General features: G+C 35.4%; 17 protein-coding genes. 7 read left to right on the forward strand and 10 right to left on the reverse strand.

The genetic code is table 11. The features are described from left to right. Positions 1 to 2 precede the first annotated feature (2 nt). The 5 genes from FZ940_RS06220 to FZ940_RS06240 are packed head-to-tail and all read left to right on the forward strand — an operon-like array spanning position 3 to position 5,049. Positions 3 to 1,343: a dihydrolipoyl dehydrogenase family protein gene (locus FZ940_RS06220; RefSeq protein ID WP_148821930.1), complete on the forward strand. Its 1,341-nt coding sequence runs from the start codon at positions 3 to 5 to the stop codon at positions 1,341 to 1,343. A gap of 10 nt (positions 1,344 to 1,353) precedes the next feature. Then, positions 1,354 to 2,007, forward strand: coding sequence for a tetratricopeptide repeat protein (locus tag FZ940_RS06225; RefSeq protein ID WP_148821931.1), 654 nt, complete (start codon positions 1,354 to 1,356; stop codon positions 2,005 to 2,007). Continuing rightward, the gene (locus FZ940_RS06230) at positions 2,008 to 2,631 is read left to right on the forward strand and encodes a tetratricopeptide repeat protein (RefSeq protein WP_148821932.1); all 624 of its coding nucleotides are present in this window, start codon (positions 2,008 to 2,010) and stop codon (positions 2,629 to 2,631) included. It begins immediately after the preceding gene. Between the two features lie 8 nt (positions 2,632 to 2,639). Then, on the forward strand, positions 2,640 to 4,016 hold the full coding sequence (locus tag FZ940_RS06235; protein ID WP_148821933.1) for an MBOAT family O-acyltransferase: 1,377 nt from the start codon (positions 2,640 to 2,642) through the stop codon (positions 4,014 to 4,016). A gap of 40 nt (positions 4,017 to 4,056) precedes the next feature. Next, positions 4,057 to 5,049: a hypothetical protein gene (locus FZ940_RS06240; protein ID WP_148821934.1), complete on the forward strand. Its 993-nt coding sequence runs from the start codon at positions 4,057 to 4,059 to the stop codon at positions 5,047 to 5,049. A 4-nt stretch (positions 5,050 to 5,053) separates the two neighbouring features. Here the strand turns inward: FZ940_RS06240 and FZ940_RS06245 are convergent, their stop codons facing one another. The 7 genes from FZ940_RS06245 to FZ940_RS06275 are packed head-to-tail and all read right to left on the reverse strand — an operon-like array spanning position 5,054 to position 9,905. Continuing rightward, on the reverse strand, positions 5,054 to 5,590 hold the full coding sequence (locus FZ940_RS06245; RefSeq protein WP_021090534.1) for a hypothetical protein: 537 nt from the start codon (positions 5,588 to 5,590) through the stop codon (positions 5,054 to 5,056). Next, complete coding sequence (locus FZ940_RS06250; protein WP_084041405.1) at positions 5,583 to 6,104, reverse strand: PilN family protein; 522 nt, start codon at positions 6,102 to 6,104, stop codon at positions 5,583 to 5,585. Before FZ940_RS06250 ends, FZ940_RS06245 begins: the two co-directional genes overlap by 8 nt. Next, entirely contained in the window at positions 6,101 to 7,105 is a 1,005-nt protein-coding gene (locus tag FZ940_RS06255) for a DUF8341 domain-containing protein (protein WP_148821935.1), read from the reverse strand. The genes FZ940_RS06250 and FZ940_RS06255 overlap by 4 nt, the downstream gene beginning before the upstream one ends. A gap of 60 nt (positions 7,106 to 7,165) precedes the next feature. Continuing rightward, on the reverse strand, positions 7,166 to 7,612 hold the full coding sequence (locus tag FZ940_RS06260; RefSeq protein ID WP_148821936.1) for a hypothetical protein: 447 nt from the start codon (positions 7,610 to 7,612) through the stop codon (positions 7,166 to 7,168). Further along, positions 7,602 to 8,381: a lysophospholipid acyltransferase family protein gene (locus FZ940_RS06265; protein ID WP_148821937.1), complete on the reverse strand. Its 780-nt coding sequence runs from the start codon at positions 8,379 to 8,381 to the stop codon at positions 7,602 to 7,604. The genes FZ940_RS06260 and FZ940_RS06265 overlap by 11 nt, the downstream gene beginning before the upstream one ends. After that, positions 8,362 to 9,663 carry a tRNA (N6-isopentenyl adenosine(37)-C2)-methylthiotransferase MiaB gene (miaB, locus tag FZ940_RS06270; RefSeq protein ID WP_148821938.1) on the reverse strand — a complete coding sequence of 434 codons (1,302 nt, stop codon included), beginning with the start codon at positions 9,661 to 9,663 and terminating at the stop codon, positions 8,362 to 8,364. Before miaB ends, FZ940_RS06265 begins: the two co-directional genes overlap by 20 nt. After that, positions 9,663 to 9,905 (reverse strand): HP0268 family nuclease, encoded by a 243-nt coding sequence (locus FZ940_RS06275; RefSeq protein ID WP_002941786.1) that lies wholly within the window; start codon positions 9,903 to 9,905, stop codon positions 9,663 to 9,665. The genes miaB and FZ940_RS06275 overlap by 1 nt, the downstream gene beginning before the upstream one ends. Positions 9,906 to 10,077: 172 nt before the next feature. Here FZ940_RS06275 and nusA point away from each other — a divergent pair, with 172 nt between their 5' ends. Together nusA and FZ940_RS06285 are read left to right on the forward strand one after the other, a co-directional pair. Next, positions 10,078 to 11,181: a transcription termination factor NusA gene (gene nusA, locus FZ940_RS06280; RefSeq protein ID WP_085657417.1), complete on the forward strand. Its 1,104-nt coding sequence runs from the start codon at positions 10,078 to 10,080 to the stop codon at positions 11,179 to 11,181. Next, complete coding sequence (locus FZ940_RS06285; protein ID WP_148821939.1) at positions 11,181 to 11,660, forward strand: GNAT family N-acetyltransferase; 480 nt, start codon at positions 11,181 to 11,183, stop codon at positions 11,658 to 11,660. Before nusA ends, FZ940_RS06285 begins: the two co-directional genes overlap by 1 nt. Before the next feature lie 53 nt (positions 11,661 to 11,713). On the opposite strand, the gene FZ940_RS06290 is transcribed toward FZ940_RS06285, so the two are convergent. From FZ940_RS06290 to rho, 3 genes are all read right to left on the reverse strand, one after another. Further along, on the reverse strand, positions 11,714 to 12,166 hold the full coding sequence (locus FZ940_RS06290; RefSeq protein ID WP_262367606.1) for a TonB-dependent receptor: 453 nt from the start codon (positions 12,164 to 12,166) through the stop codon (positions 11,714 to 11,716). A gap of 90 nt (positions 12,167 to 12,256) precedes the next feature. Next, positions 12,257 to 12,727: a hypothetical protein gene (locus tag FZ940_RS06295; protein ID WP_148821940.1), complete on the reverse strand. Its 471-nt coding sequence runs from the start codon at positions 12,725 to 12,727 to the stop codon at positions 12,257 to 12,259. Positions 12,728 to 12,885: 158 nt separating this feature from the next. Next, entirely contained in the window at positions 12,886 to 14,226 is a 1,341-nt protein-coding gene (gene rho / locus FZ940_RS06300; protein ID WP_148821941.1) for a transcription termination factor Rho, read from the reverse strand. Positions 14,227 to 14,310: the final 84 nt, after the last annotated feature.

Here is a 14,310-nt window from a genome sequence, read left to right on the forward strand (position 1 = left end):
AAATGAAATATGATATTGTAATTATTGGTTTTGGAAAAGCTGGCAAAACACTAGCAGTTAAAGCTGCCGCACTTGGCAAAAAAGTGGCTCTTGTAGAAAGATCACCAAAGATGTATGGAGGCACTTGCATAAATGTTGGCTGCATACCAACCAAACGTCTAATAACAGCCGCTAAAGAGGCAAAATTTGTAAATAATAGCGTTGAAAGCGAATATTACACGCTTAGTGTGGAAAATAAAAATAAACTAATTTCAGCTTTGAATGCTAAAAACTATGCAATGCTAAATGATAAAGAAAATATCGATGTGATCGATGGTGTTGGCTCATTTGCTAGTGAAAATAGCGTACTTGTAACAACGCCAAGTGGTGAGAAAAAGATAATAGAGGGCGATTTTATTATCATAAATAGTGGCTCAAAAGAGGCAGATGCTCCTTTTGAAGTTGTAAGCTCAAATGTATTTTCAAGCCAAACTTTGCTTGATCTAAAAAATTTACCAAAGCATTTTGTCATTATCGGTAGTGGTTTTATCGGTATAGAGTTTGCATCAATGTTTGCAAATTTTGGCTCAAAAGTGACTATCGTAGGGCGTTCAAAACTACTTAAAAACGAAGATGATGATATAGCTAATAGCGTAAAAGAAGCTCTTAGAGTCCAAGGCGTTGAAATCTTAGAGGGTTGCGAGATAGAGTGCATTAAAGAAAATGTATTAAATTTTAAGCAAAATGGTGAGCAAAGATGCCTTAGAGCTGATGCATTTTTGATCGCACTTGGCAGAGTAGCAAATGTGGATGATTTAAATTTAAAAGCTGCTGGAGTTGAGCTAAATGAAAAAGGCTTTATAAAGACAAATGAAAACCTTCAAACGAATGTACCAAACATCTATGCGGTAGGCGACGTACGCGGCGGAGAGCTTTTTACTTATACGAGCTTAGATGATTTTAGGATAGTTTATTCACAAATTTTTGGTGATAAAAAGAGAAATACTAAAAATAGAAGTATTCACGCAAATGTGCTATTTACCGACACTCCGCTAGCAAGAGTTGGAGTAAATGCAAAAGAGGCTAGCAAGCTTGGGCTAAATTTTAAAGAGCTAAAGCTTAGCATGGCAACAGTACCAGGCGCAAAAGTACTAAATCACGATGTAGGCATGCTAAAAGCTATCGTTGATGCACAAAGTGGAGAAATTTTAGGAGCTAGCTTTCACTGCATCTATGCAAATGAGCTGATAAATGAAATTGCAATTGCTATGAATTTAAAAGCAAATGCAAATTTCTTTAAAAATCAAATTTTCACTCATCCAAGTATCAGTGAAGCACTAAATGACTTATTTGGACAATTTTAAAAGGAAAAGAATGAAAAAATATTTATTGCTTTTATTGGCTTTATTTTTCACTGGCTGCTTAAACGTGATTGGTGTAGGACAAAAACAAGATGATTCGTGGCAGCAACCAAAGGATGAAAAAATAGTGCAAAATAAAGAGCAAATTTCAAGAAATGCGATCGAAATTTTAATACCAAAATGCGAAGAAGGCGATACGGAAGCTTGCAACGATTTGGGTGTAAATTACGAGCTTTTAAAAGAATATGAAAATGCTTTAACAAATTATAAAAAGGCTTGCGATGCTAAGGTGCAAGTCGGTTGTGCAAATTTGGGCACTCTTTATGAGCTTGGACTCGGAGTCAAAAAAAATCCAAAAAAGGCAATTTCGATTTATAAAGAAAGTTGCAATGGCGGAGGCATGCAAGCTTGCTATCATTTAGGCAATGCTTATAGAAAAGGTGAGATCGTTAAGCAAGATTATTACTTAGCAATGCAAGCTTATACAAATGCATGCAATGCTGGCGATTTGCCAAGTTGTGCTAATATCGGAGCGATGTATGAGCTTGGTCTTGGTGTCAATAAAGACGAAAAAAGGGCTTATGGAATTTATAAAGTCGCTTGCTTTCGTGGGCTAAGCAAGGCATGCCCGCAGATGAAAAGACTAGGCACAAAGCTAGGAATGTAAGTGAAAAAGGTTTTAAATTTTGGTCTTATTTTGGCTATGGGCTTTATGCTTAGTGGTTGCTGGTCGTGGCAAAAGATGGTAAGCTTTGGCTTTTGGCAAAGTGATGAAGAGGCGAGGGCAGAGCGTCTTGAGCTTGAAAAAGAGAAGATGGTGCAAAACTGCGAGAGCGGAAATAGCATCGACTGCAACAATTTAGCCGTAAATTTTAGCAACGAAAAGGACTTTGTAAAAGCAAAAGGCTACTACGAAAAGGCTTGCAATGCTGGTCTTGCGACGGCTTGTTCTAATTTGGGTCAAATTTATGAGCAAGGGCTTGTTGATGAGCAAAAAGATATGGAAAAAGCCTTAAGACTATATAAACTAGCTTGTGATAGCGGTGATGGCGTTGGCTGCTATAACGAAGCAATGGGGCTAAAGTCTTACATCGAAAGCGAAAATTTAAAAACTCATAAGATAGATAGAAACAAGGCTGAGGCTAGAGTGCTAAGGCTTTTGGCTAAGAGCTGCGAGCTTGAGTATGCTCAGTCATGCTTTTTGCTTGCAAAGCTAAGCGGCAATGAAGCAAAGGCAGACGCACTTTACAAAAGAGCTTGTCAGCTTGGCAAATGTGTGGAGAAAAAATAAGGGATAAAATGCTTTTTAACTCATATGTCTTTATATTTGTATTTTTACCACTTGTATTTTTTGTATATTTTTTTCTAAATAAAAAGAGACTAAGCACTCTTGCAAAAGCTTTTTTGGTAAGTGCTAGTTTATTTTTTTATGCTTATTGGAGTGTTTATTATCTACCGATTTTACTAGGAAGCATTATCTTTAACTTCTTGATTTCAAAATTTCTAGCAAAACATCAGAGTAAAGCTATTTTGATTTTTGGTATAGTTTGCAACCTCGCTTTACTTGGATATTTTAAATATGCTGATTTTTTAATTTCAAATTTAAACGCTATAGCAAATACAAATTTAAGTCTACTTCATATCGCTTTACCGCTAGCACTTAGTTTTGTCACATTTCAGCAAATAGCATATCTAGTGGATAGTTATAACAAGCAGACAAAAGAGAATAGTTTTTTAAACTACTGCCTTTTTATAACATTTTTTCCACAGCTTATTGCTGGTCCGATAGTGCATCACAAAGAAATGATGTCTCAGTTTGCAAATAAATTTAATCTTATAAAAAACTATAAATTTATAGCTCTTGGGCTTTTTGTTTTTAGCATAGGGCTATTTAAGAAGAGTGTGGTTGCTGATACTTTTTCGATTTTTGCAAATGCTGGATTTGATGTGGAAGGAAATTTGACTTTTCTGCAAGCATGGGCGACGTCGCTTTCGTATACTTTTCAGCTTTATTTTGATTTTAGTGGTTATTGCGATATGGCGATAGGTCTTGCGCTGCTTTTTAACATAAGGCTTCCTATAAATTTTAACTCCCCGTATAAGGCTTTAAATATTCAGGATTTTTGGCACAGATGGCATATTACGCTATCGCGTTTTTTAAGAGACTATATCTATATCCCGCTTGGAGGAAATAGGGGGGGGCAGAGCCGTACCTATCTAAATTTGTTTTTGGTGTTTTTAATAGGCGGTCTTTGGCATGGGGCTGCTTGGACATTTGTTGTTTGGGGTGCTTTACATGGTGTTGCTATTGTCATTCACAGATGTTGGCAAAAGTTAAATTTTAAGCTAAATAAAATCATTGCTTGGATCATTACCTTTAACTTTGTAAATTTTACATGGATATTTTTTAGGGCAAAAAGCTTTGAAGATGCCATGAAAGTGATCCGAGGGATGTTTTTTGGTGAGTTTAAAATAGGCGTTAATTATCTTGAGATGTTTTTTATCGTTTTGGCTTTTTTGGTTGTTTTACTTTTTAAAAACTCTATGCAAATAGCATTTGATAAGAAATTTAAATTTACTATCTGGCAAATTTTTGCAACATCTTTCTTCTTGTTTATATCAATCTTAGCAATTAGGCTTAATAATGCGAGTGAATTTTTATACTTTAGATTTTAAGAAAAAAATATTTCTGTGCCTGTTTTTAGTGGCTTTTGCTATGGTTGGGCTTGATGTTGTGCTTTATGTTTTTGCGGGAAATAGCACAAGTAAGACAAATTTTGTTGATAATAAAATTTCAAAAGCGGAGCACTTTAAACTAAATAGTGAAAAGCAAAAGGATATTGTTTTTGTTGGAAGTAGTAGAACGCTTCATCATATATCAACAAATGTTTTTAGCGAAAACAATATCAGTATTTATAACTTCGGTGTATCTGGAAATTTCATTAGAGACTATCCATATATTTCAAATGTTATCAAAAAAGTTGGTGCAAAAGAGGTTGTTATTAGTCTAAGAGTTAGTTTTCTTTTTGATAACTATGCAGAGTATGGATCTAAAATTTATACTACTGATGAACTTGTTGCAAATTTTGGTACAGATAAAATGACCTTTCTGAAAACACTACCTGATTTTTTTGCAAGACCACATCTATTTTTGAGATATTCTGAAGGTATATATAATAGGATAGTTGGGTTTTATGGGAAATTTACTCCAGATAACAAAACTAAAGCAAGTAGTTTTAAAGCTAAAAATACTTTTGATGTAAAAGCACATAGTGATTGTGATTTGATCAACATAAATGAGATAAATTCAAATGCTACAAAAAATAAAAAAATTATCTTTGTAAAATGTAGTAATGGAGATATTATTCTTTTTTCGGATGGATTGTCAAGAGAATATTATGGTAGGACGATCGAGCTAAAGGGGTTAAATCAAAACACTATAAAATATTTTCAAAATTATGTAATTGATCCACTTGTAAAAAGTGGCATAAAGGTTGTTGTTATATTAGAACCTATATTTGATGGTGCCACTATAAAATATGATATAAATGAGATAATGTCAGCTATTAAAAATGCTAAAGTTATTGATCTAACAAATTTTAAAATTAACGATGATGAGTTATCAGATATGGGGCATCATTTAAACTATCTTGGCAGAAAAAGATATAGCGAGTTTTTGGTTAAACTTTATCTTGATGGTAGACTTTAAGCTTTTACTTCAACCCAAAAACTTTTATATTAAAAGTAGTATGGATTTTATCCTTTTCGCCTTTCATGACGATAGGAAATTCGGTCTTTACGATACTATCATAGCTGCTAAGCGCATCTAAAAAGTCATAAAATTTTTGTGGTGTCCTTAGAGAGCTAGTTACATTTAGGCGAAATCTAAAAAATTTCTCACTAGCGTTATTATCACTTTCTTCTATTTTGCTAAGGCTCACTTCACTGAAAAATTTGGAGGCAAAATCTATAAATTTATCTTTATCAAATTTATTCTCAAAAGCTGAAATGATAGCTCCATCTTTTTGTTTAGTTGCTTCAAGGGCTTTAAATTTAGCTTCAAATTCATTTTTTACTTTTGTATAAGATGAGGTCTGTGAATAATTTTGTCTAGTTAGGCTTTTAAATTCTTTTATATTTGGCACGATAAAACCAAATATCATAATGAAGCAAACTACAATAAAAGCAAATATAAAAAGTAAAAGCTTGACGGGATCTATTTTTTCTAAGCTCGTATCTTTTTTACTCATTATATCCCTCAGAATTATCAATTTTATTTGTACTTATAAAGCCATACCAGCCGTTTTTACTTTGATAAAAGCTAGTATTAGAAGTCGTAAAAATAGATCTTAAAGGTGAAGCTAGAAGCTGATTAAATACATCTTTTGTCGGCGTTATACCACGAATGATGAGTGAGTTTTTATCCATAAAAACCTCTTCAAGCGTTATGCTGTCAGGCACTAGATCAAAAAGATTGTGCAAGCTTTGCTTTAGAATAGAATTTGACGTGAAAATATCATTTGCAGATTCTATTTGTACAGCTAGTTTAGCCGAAATTTCATCTGTTGTGACTATTTTTTGACTAAGTTCTTTTTGCTCATTTGATAAAAAATTTATATTTTTTTCAATTGAATAATTTTTATAAAGTATAAAGAAATTTGTTGCCAAAAGAGCTACAAACACAAAGCTTATAAGGCTTAGCCAAATTTTGCTAAAGATAGATATAAGTGGTCTTGGTTCTGGAGCAATAAAGCTAAATCTCATAATATTATCTCTTCTTGCATGATTTCATTCATAATATGATTTGTATTCACTGGATACACTGAAGTCTCCACTAAAAGCTCGGATTGCAGATATTGTAAAAAGGTTGCACTTGTTTTTGTATTTTCAAAAACAATGATTTGTTCAATAAAATCACCGCCGTAGAGAGGATTTTCGTAAAATTCTTTTACGGCTTTTACGATGTAATCAAACATCTTCATGTCATACCCAAAAATAGCAACCGATTTTTCTACATTTGTAGAAGCTGGCATGTTTAGTTCATAATTTAGGTCTTCAAATTCTTTTTGTTTATCATCACTTAAAAAATCGTCTAAACTTTTAAAATCATCAAGAGATGTTGCGTCATTTTCCTCTTTAATGATTAAGTTGTCAATATCTGTTATATCTTCTTCTTTTAGGCTTTCAGCTTCCTGGTTGGTTTCTTCAATGCCAGACATATTTAAAAAAGTGGATAACTTCATTTGTTTATCTTTAAAGATCGCAAGTGTAAAAGAATGTGCATGGATATAAAGATAAAGTGTAGTTTTTGGAGAAATTCCGCGTTTTAAAAGCTCGTAAAAGAGTATGGCGATAGGTGAGTAGATGAGATCTACACTATCTTGTCCAAATAAATTTTTATATTTTTTTATAGCATTTAAATTTGCATAAATACTCCAGCTATCCTGCATGATAAGGCTTGTAAGATTTTTAGTATTTATATTAAATTTTTTGTATTCATCAAAGCTAGTGCTAGGAAGCGCGCCTTGCGAGTCGTCATTAAAAAAAACTGAAACATATATACCAAAATATGTTTTTTCTTGCTCTTCTATATACTTTATGATTTTCTCATCGATACTATCGATATTTATATCTGTAAATTTAGCATTTATAGTTTTTAAAAGTTTGCCATTTCTAAAGACTTGACCGAAGAATATGCACTCATTGCCCTCCAACACGACGCTTAAAAAAAGGTTAGAAAAAAGCTTTTTGACGCTAAAAGACATAAATCTCCTAAATTTAGTGCATAATTTTCGTTATGGTAGCTAAAAAGGGATTAAATAAGTTTAAAACAGCTCGTTTTTAAGCTTAACGAAAATCTCTTTTGTATTTAAAGCTTCATTTTTTAGCTCACTATCAAGTAGGACCGAGTTTTCAAGGTCGTCAAAATCCTCTATCATCACATCACACATCATCTTAATGCGTTCGCTATCAGCCTTGCTGACGCTACTTTGGCTCATTTTTTTGATACGCTCAAGATACTCTTTGCCGTTTTTTATGTATGAGCTAAATTTGATAGCAGCCTTGCTTTGGTTTAGTACAGTATTTGCCATTTTGTTATAAATATCTATATCAAGTGCTTTTTGGCTTAAATTTAAGGCCTTTTCGTATTCTTTGTTTTCGTATAAAAATTTTGCTTTAAGGGCGAGTTTATAGGAGTTATCGCTATAAAAAAATAGTCCGAATAAAACAATTAGAAAGATGGCTATAAAAATAGATAGTTTATTTTTCATAAATTTCATCCAAAATTTCTTTTATCTCGTCGCTTATTTGCGGATTTTTATGCGCGTACTTTTTCCACCAAATTTTTAAATTTGATCTAAAATCCTCTTGGTTTTGCTTCACGCTCTTCCCGCCATCATTTTGTGAGGCTTGCCAAAGTTCGTTTTGTATCTTCTCTTTTGCATCTTTTTGCTCCAAATTTTCCACATTAAAAGGAGCTGAGAGGCTAAAATTTATAGTTGAAAATGGCTTTGGAAGTATCATCTTATCCCAGCTTTTAAACTCCCAAAACGAGCTTGCTTCAAAATTTAGAGCATAAATTTCGCAAGATGACTTTTGTGCGATCACCGCAGCTCCGTCTGCCACGCTGTGCCTTGGTCCTCTTGGGCCATCTGGCGTGATGATGACGTCGTGGCCTTGCTTTATCTCTCTTAAAGCTTCTATCAGTGCTCTTGCGCCGCCTTTTGAGCTGCTGCCTCTAATGGTGCCGATGCCAAACAATTTGATTATTCTGGTGATTAGCTCGCCATCTTTGTGGTCGCTGATTATCACCTTGCCTTGTTTTCTATTTTGACTGCTCCACCAGCGCCTGTAAGCAAAGCTCATAAAGCTAAGCCTGCCGTGCCAAAAGACGACGACGCAGCCATTTTGCGGTAAGAAATTTGGAGTGTAGCTCTTTTTGCAGGTTAGAAAAATGAGCCACATTAAAATATAGATGAAAAAGACGCCAACATTTAGGGCGAGCTTTTCAAATGTATTTTTAAATTTGCAGCTCGCCATACAAAACCATTCGTTTTGGGTTTGTGATCTTGATTTTTTGTGTAGTGCCAAGAAGCTCTTCGCTGCCATCAACTTGAACTAAAAAGTTGTTAAAACTTCGCCCAGCAACGCCGCCATTTGCTCTTAGCTCTTCAAAATATACATCAAAAATTTTATCTTTTTGTGTCGCCACGATCTCGTCTAAAATTTCATTGTGGCGATTTTGTAGGCGAGTAAGCCTTGCTGAAGCGGTTTTATCATCTATTTGATTTGTAAAAGTAGCTGCCTTTGTAAGCGGACGAGGTGAATACTTAAAGCTAAAAATTTGCTCAAATCTAACTTGCTCAAGCACATCCATCGTATCTTCAAATTCACTATCGCTCTCGCCTGGAAATGCGACGATGATATCAGTTGATATGCTAACATCTGGGCACATCTTTCTAAGTCTTAGTGCGCGGTCCAAAAACCACTCTTTTGTGTATCCGCGCTTCATCTCGCGTAAAACTTTGGTGTTTCCGCTTTGAAGCGGCATGTGCATAGACTTGCAAATTTTTGGGTTTTTAGTGAAAATTTCAAGAAATTTATCATCCATGTGAAGTGGATGCGGACTTGTAAATCTTATCCTTTCAACGCCATCTATCTCGCTTATCTTTACTAGTAAATCGCTAAAATCGATATTTTCTTGCGCTCCTGAAAATCTTTTACCGTAGTTATTGACATTTTGTCCTAGTAAAAATATCTCTTTTGCGCCGCTGTTTGCAGCCTTCTCTACCTCTTTTAGTATAAGACTTGAAGGGATAGAAATTTCATCGCCTCTAGTGTGTGGGACGATGCAGTAGGTACACTTTTTGTCGCAGCCGATTGAGATATTGATGTGGCTTTTATACGGCGAGCCTCTAAATTCGCCAAATGCATATTCGCTCTCGTCGTGGTTGATATCGGTTGAGATAAATTTAGGCGTATTTACCGCCTTTGTGATCTTGCTGACATTTCTTGCGCCAAGGACAAAATCAACATAAGGTGCGCGCTTGAAAATTTCACTACCTAAATGGCTTGCAGTGCAGCCACAAACGCCTATTTTAGCACCTCTTTTTTTGGCTTTTTCAAAGGCTCCAACCTCGCTAAAGAGCTTATGAACTGGCTTTTCGCGAACCGAGCAGGTATTTATAAGGATTAAATCAGCTTCTTCTATATTTTGTGTTAAGGAGTAGTCTTCTTTTTGTGAGAGCTCGGCTATGATATGCTCGCTGTCACGAACATTCATAGCACAACCTAGAGTTTGGATAAAGAGTTTTTTACTCATTAAAGTATATGCACTTCATACATATAATCGCTATCATCAAGCCCGTATTTTACGGTTCTGTGATAAACGCTTAGCCCTTTTTCTTCAAAATGCTCTACTAAGGCGATTAGTTGTTTGTGCGTGTTTTCTTTATCAAAATAGAAAATTTTCTGACCCTCTTTTTCGACAGCTGCCTCTATTTTTTCTAGTGAAATCGTTTTTGGCTTTGCGTCTAATTCGGCTCTTGCAAGTTTTAGCTCCATTTTTAATCCTTTCAAAATCTTAAATTTTAATCGGTCAATATATCCAAAACATCATAAAAAAAGGATTAAATAAAAGTTAATAATAAGCTTAAAGTTATTAAAAGTATGGCTTATGTATAATTTCAAAACTTCACGAAAAATCCCCGAAATTTATCGTTACAATGGAGAAAAAATGGAAAGAATTTCAGATATCATCGAGTCAATTGCAAATGAGAAAAATTTAGAGATAGAAGATGTAAAAGAGCGCGTTATAAGAGCTTTGATAAACACTGCAAAAAGAGTTTATGGCGAAAATTATGAGTATGACGTGAGCATCGATGCTAATAAAAATTTAAAGCTTTATCAAAAAATTTCAATCGTAGCAAACGACGATGAGAGGCTTGAAGAGGATAATGAGCACTTTTTAAGCTTAAAAGAGGCTAAAAAGATAGATAGTGGCGTAGAGATCGGAGATGAGCTCACATATGAGCTAAGCCTTGATAACCTTGGCAGAACCGCAGCTCAAACGCTTCATAAGGAGCTTGAGTATCACATTCAGCGCCTAGTAGAAGAGAAAATTTTACAAAAATATAATGAAATGAGCGGCCACATGGTCTTTGGACCAGTTGTTAGAGTCGATAATGACGAAAACACATTTATCGAGATAGACGAGCTTCGTGCCATCTTGCCACGTAAAAACCGCATAAAAGGCGAGAAATTTAAAGTGGGCGACGTTGTAAAGGCGGTCATTAGAAAAGTTTTTACAGATAAAAATTTAGGCATAAAGGTCGAGCTTTCAAGGACTTCACCTAAATTTCTTGAAGCGCTGCTAACTTCAGAGGTGCCCGAGATAAAAGACGGTGGCATCATCATACAAGGAAGCGCTAGGATCCCTGGCGAAAGAGCTAAAGTAGCGCTCATTTCAACCACTCCAAATATCGATCCAGTCGGCGCAACTGTTGGCACAAAGGGTGTTAGGATAAATGCTGTAAGTAAAGAGCTTCACGGTGAGAGCATCGACGCGATCGAATACACTACCGAGCCAGCGATCTTGGTGGCTCGCGCTATGGCGCCTGCGATCATCACATCTGTAAAGATCGAAGAAAACAAGGCGATCGTAACGCTTGCAAGCGAACAAAAGAGTAAGGCGATCGGTAAAAACGGCATAAATATCCGCCTTGCAAGCATGCTAACTGGCTATGAGATCGAGCTAAATGAACTTGGCTCAAAAACTAGCAGCAGTGGCGAAAATGGCGAAATGGTTAAAGATCTAAAAGCACTCTTTGGTGATAACTAATGAAATTTCAAATAAGAAAAGCGACTGAGGGCGATATAGACGTGATATGCGAGCTTGTAAGAGAGCTAGCAAGCTATGAGAATTTAAGCGATCAAGTCACTTTTACAAATAAAATTTTTGCAGACTCTGTCTTTAATAAAAACCACGCAAAAGCCCTTGTCTGCGAGAGTGAGAACGGGGTGATAGGATATGCTATCTATTTTTACACATTTTCTACATTTTTAGGACTTGGTGGGATCTATCTTGAGGACATTTACATCAAAAAAGAGTTTAGAAGTCAAGGCATAGGCAAGGCATTTTTTAAATTTTTAGCTCAAATTTGCAAGGATGAAAATTTAAAAAGACTTGAGTGGTGCTGCCTAAACTGGAATGAGCCAAGTATTAAATTTTATGAAAGTATGGGTGCTAAAAATCAATCACTTGAGTGGAGAAACTATCGCTTGGACGGCAAAAATTTAGAAAAACTTTTAAATTTATAGTTCGTTTTAAATAAAAAGCTCAAATTTACTTTTAAATTTGAGCTTGTGAGCGATTAAAATTTATATGTATATCCCAAATAAAGACCTACATTTGTGTCTTTTATTTTTGCATTATCATATTTTGCTATAGAGCTATATTTTGTTCTATCAGCTTTTAAACCAAATTCAACTGCATTGTTTTCGTTGATAGAGTATTCAGCACTAATTCTTGCACCTAGTATCCAGTCATTTGTATTAGCTTTTTCCGAGCCATCATGAATGTCAAATATATCCATTTCAAGCTTTAAGTAGCCAGTGTAGCCACCAAGAACTAGTTTTATGTCCTTTGTTAACTCTGGTGTATAGTCTGCGCCTACTATAAATTTATGTGTACTCCATTTTATTGCTGTACCGTCTTCATCGCCAAGTGACTTTTTTGCTTGAAAGTCGTAAATGTAAGCTCCATAAACTCTAAAACTATCAAAATCATAGCCAGCTTTTAGTCCAAAATTTGATGAGCTTATCAAACAGAGTGAGATGCTTGTAGGCGGGATATGTTATATAAAATTTAAAGCGAGATGATATAAGTTTTTAAAAGGTGGTTAGCCCACCTTTTGTTATTTTATTGCAATTATTTTTGTATCTTTTTGTTTAAGCTCTAGACTACCATCTACATTACATCTTGGATTTAAAGTTTCTAGTGTTGCCAAAACTTCTGTTTTATTACCTTCGCCTATGTCATCATATTTTTTTAAGATATACATATGTGGTGTATTTTTGGGTATGCTACCTTTTGGCATACTAAAAGCCACGGCTTTTACGTTAAATTTTTCTAGATCAACCTTTGTATCTTTATCGACTATCAGATAACCTTTAATACCATCTTCTTTTAATTCATTTTTCTTGGTCTCTATATTATATTCCCAGTCAAAATTTATCCTTTTATAAACCTTTACTTCGCCTTTAAAATGTTTGATACTACCCATATCAGCTTTACAAATTTCAGCCAAAGTAGTTGGCTCACCACATCCAGTTAGAGCAAAAGTAAGTGTTGCTGTAATGACTGAAAAAACGACTTTTGTTTTCATATTTTTCCTTTTTATAAAAGTTAGAAATTCGGATTTTACAAAAAAAAAAAAAATAAAACTGAAAAAATTAAACTAATAAATTTATGAAATATTTTTTGATAAATTTGGTGTAAAAAAGAAATTTGAGCTCAAAGCAAGCGCTTCAAGCTCATTTAAATTTACTCATTTAGGATAGAGAGAAGCTCTTTGTTGTCTTTTGTTTTTAGCATTTTTGCGTATAAGAATTTAAGCGCTTCGACATCGTCCATTGTAGCGATCGCAGAGCGAATAGCCCAAATTTTTTGAAGTTCGTCAGGTTTTTGAAGTAGTTCTTCTTTTCTGGTGCCTGATTTTAGTACGTTGATAGCTGGATAAATTCTGCGGTCAGAGATATTGCGGTCAAGCACGATCTCGCTGTTTCCAGTGCCTTTAAACTCTTCAAATATAACTTCGTCCATGCGTGAGCCAGTGTCTATTAGCGCGGTTGCGATGATGGTTAGTGAGCCGCCATGTTCGATGTTTCTAGCTGCACCAAAAAAGCGTTTTGGTTTGTGAAGCGCGTTTGCGTCCACACCGCCTGTTAGCACCTTGCCGCTTGGTGGAGTTACTGTGTTGTAGGCACGTGCTAGACGGGTTATGCTATCAAGCAATATGATGACATCTTTACCCATCTCAACTAGACGTTTTGCCTTTTCGATGACAAGCTCTGCCACGCGGACGTGGTTAAGCGCTGGCAGGTCAAATGTCGAGCTAAATACCTCGCCTTTTACGCAGCGCTGCATATCGGTAACTTCTTCTGGTCTCTCATCGACCAAAAGCACCATGAGCTGGGCTTCTGGATGATTTTTGGCGATGCCGTGAGCTAGCTCTTTCATAAGCTCAGTTTTACCGCTTCTTGGAGGTGCGACGATGAGACCACGCTGACCCTTACCAATAGGTGTAAAAAGATCAAGCACGCGGCCAGTTAGCTTCATCGGATCATACTCTAAATTTAGCTTTTCAGTTGGGAAAAGTGGGGTTAGGTTGTCAAATAATGGCCTCTCTTTTGCGTCTGCTAGAGGCATGTAGTTTACTGCTTCAATCTTTAAAAGGGCGTAGTATTTTTCCTGATCTTTTGGCTCTCTTACTTGGCCGGTGATGATGTCGCCCACACGAAGTGCAAATTTACGGATCTGAGAGTTTGAGACGTAGGCGTCGTTTGAGCTGTCGCTTAAATTTGCATCAACAGCCCTTAAAAAGCCATAACCTTCATTTGTGATTTCTAAAATTCCAGTAAATAGTATAAAGCCGCCTTGTTTTGTCTGGGTTTTTAGTATCTCAAATATCAAATCCTGCCTGCGAAATTCTCGTGGATTTTCGACACCGACGCTATTTGCGATCTGTACTAGCTCATCTAAACTAAGCGTTCTTAGCTCTTCGATCTTGTGTCCGTCTACTGGTATGTGTGTTCTTGATGCTTGATGTTTTTTTGTAGTTTTTGTATTTTGAACAGCACTTTGCTCGGTTTGGTTATTTTCCATATTTCCTCTTTAAATGCGGGGATAATTTTGCAGAATTTCTAAGTTTCAAAAAGAAGTTTTTGAAAGTTTTGGCATTTTATAAAA

Origin of the sequence: Campylobacter concisus (genome assembly GCF_902460415.1) — a bacterium.
Lineage (GTDB): Bacteria > Campylobacterota > Campylobacteria > Campylobacterales > Campylobacteraceae > Campylobacter_A > Campylobacter_A concisus_Y.

Bases quoted from the DNA above. Each gene is read 5' to 3' on its own strand.
- FZ940_RS06220 (WP_148821930.1), top strand. From the start codon at position 3: ATGAAATATGATATTGTAATTATTGGTTTTGGAAAAGCTGGCAAAACA.
- FZ940_RS06225 (WP_148821931.1), top strand. From the start codon at position 1,354: ATGAAAAAATATTTATTGCTTTTATTGGCTTTATTTTTCACTGGCTGC.
- FZ940_RS06235 (WP_148821933.1), top strand. From the start codon at position 2,640: ATGCTTTTTAACTCATATGTCTTTATATTTGTATTTTTACCACTTGTA.
- FZ940_RS06240 (WP_148821934.1), top strand. From the start codon at position 4,057: ATGGTTGGGCTTGATGTTGTGCTTTATGTTTTTGCGGGAAATAGCACA.
- FZ940_RS06245 (WP_021090534.1), bottom strand. From the start codon at position 5,590: ATGAGTAAAAAAGATACGAGCTTAGAAAAAATAGATCCCGTCAAGCTT.
- FZ940_RS06250 (WP_084041405.1), bottom strand. From the start codon at position 6,104: ATGAGATTTAGCTTTATTGCTCCAGAACCAAGACCACTTATATCTATC.
- FZ940_RS06255 (WP_148821935.1), bottom strand. From the start codon at position 7,105: ATGTCTTTTAGCGTCAAAAAGCTTTTTTCTAACCTTTTTTTAAGCGTC.
- FZ940_RS06260 (WP_148821936.1), bottom strand. From the start codon at position 7,612: ATGAAAAATAAACTATCTATTTTTATAGCCATCTTTCTAATTGTTTTA.
- FZ940_RS06265 (WP_148821937.1), bottom strand. From the start codon at position 8,381: ATGGCGAGCTGCAAATTTAAAAATACATTTGAAAAGCTCGCCCTAAAT.
- miaB (WP_148821938.1), bottom strand. From the start codon at position 9,663: ATGAGTAAAAAACTCTTTATCCAAACTCTAGGTTGTGCTATGAATGTT.
- FZ940_RS06275 (WP_002941786.1), bottom strand. From the start codon at position 9,905: ATGGAGCTAAAACTTGCAAGAGCCGAATTAGACGCAAAGCCAAAAACG.
- nusA (WP_085657417.1), top strand. From the start codon at position 10,078: ATGGAAAGAATTTCAGATATCATCGAGTCAATTGCAAATGAGAAAAAT.
- FZ940_RS06285 (WP_148821939.1), top strand. From the start codon at position 11,181: ATGAAATTTCAAATAAGAAAAGCGACTGAGGGCGATATAGACGTGATA.
- FZ940_RS06295 (WP_148821940.1), bottom strand. From the start codon at position 12,727: ATGAAAACAAAAGTCGTTTTTTCAGTCATTACAGCAACACTTACTTTT.
- rho (WP_148821941.1), bottom strand. From the start codon at position 14,226: ATGGAAAATAACCAAACCGAGCAAAGTGCTGTTCAAAATACAAAAACT.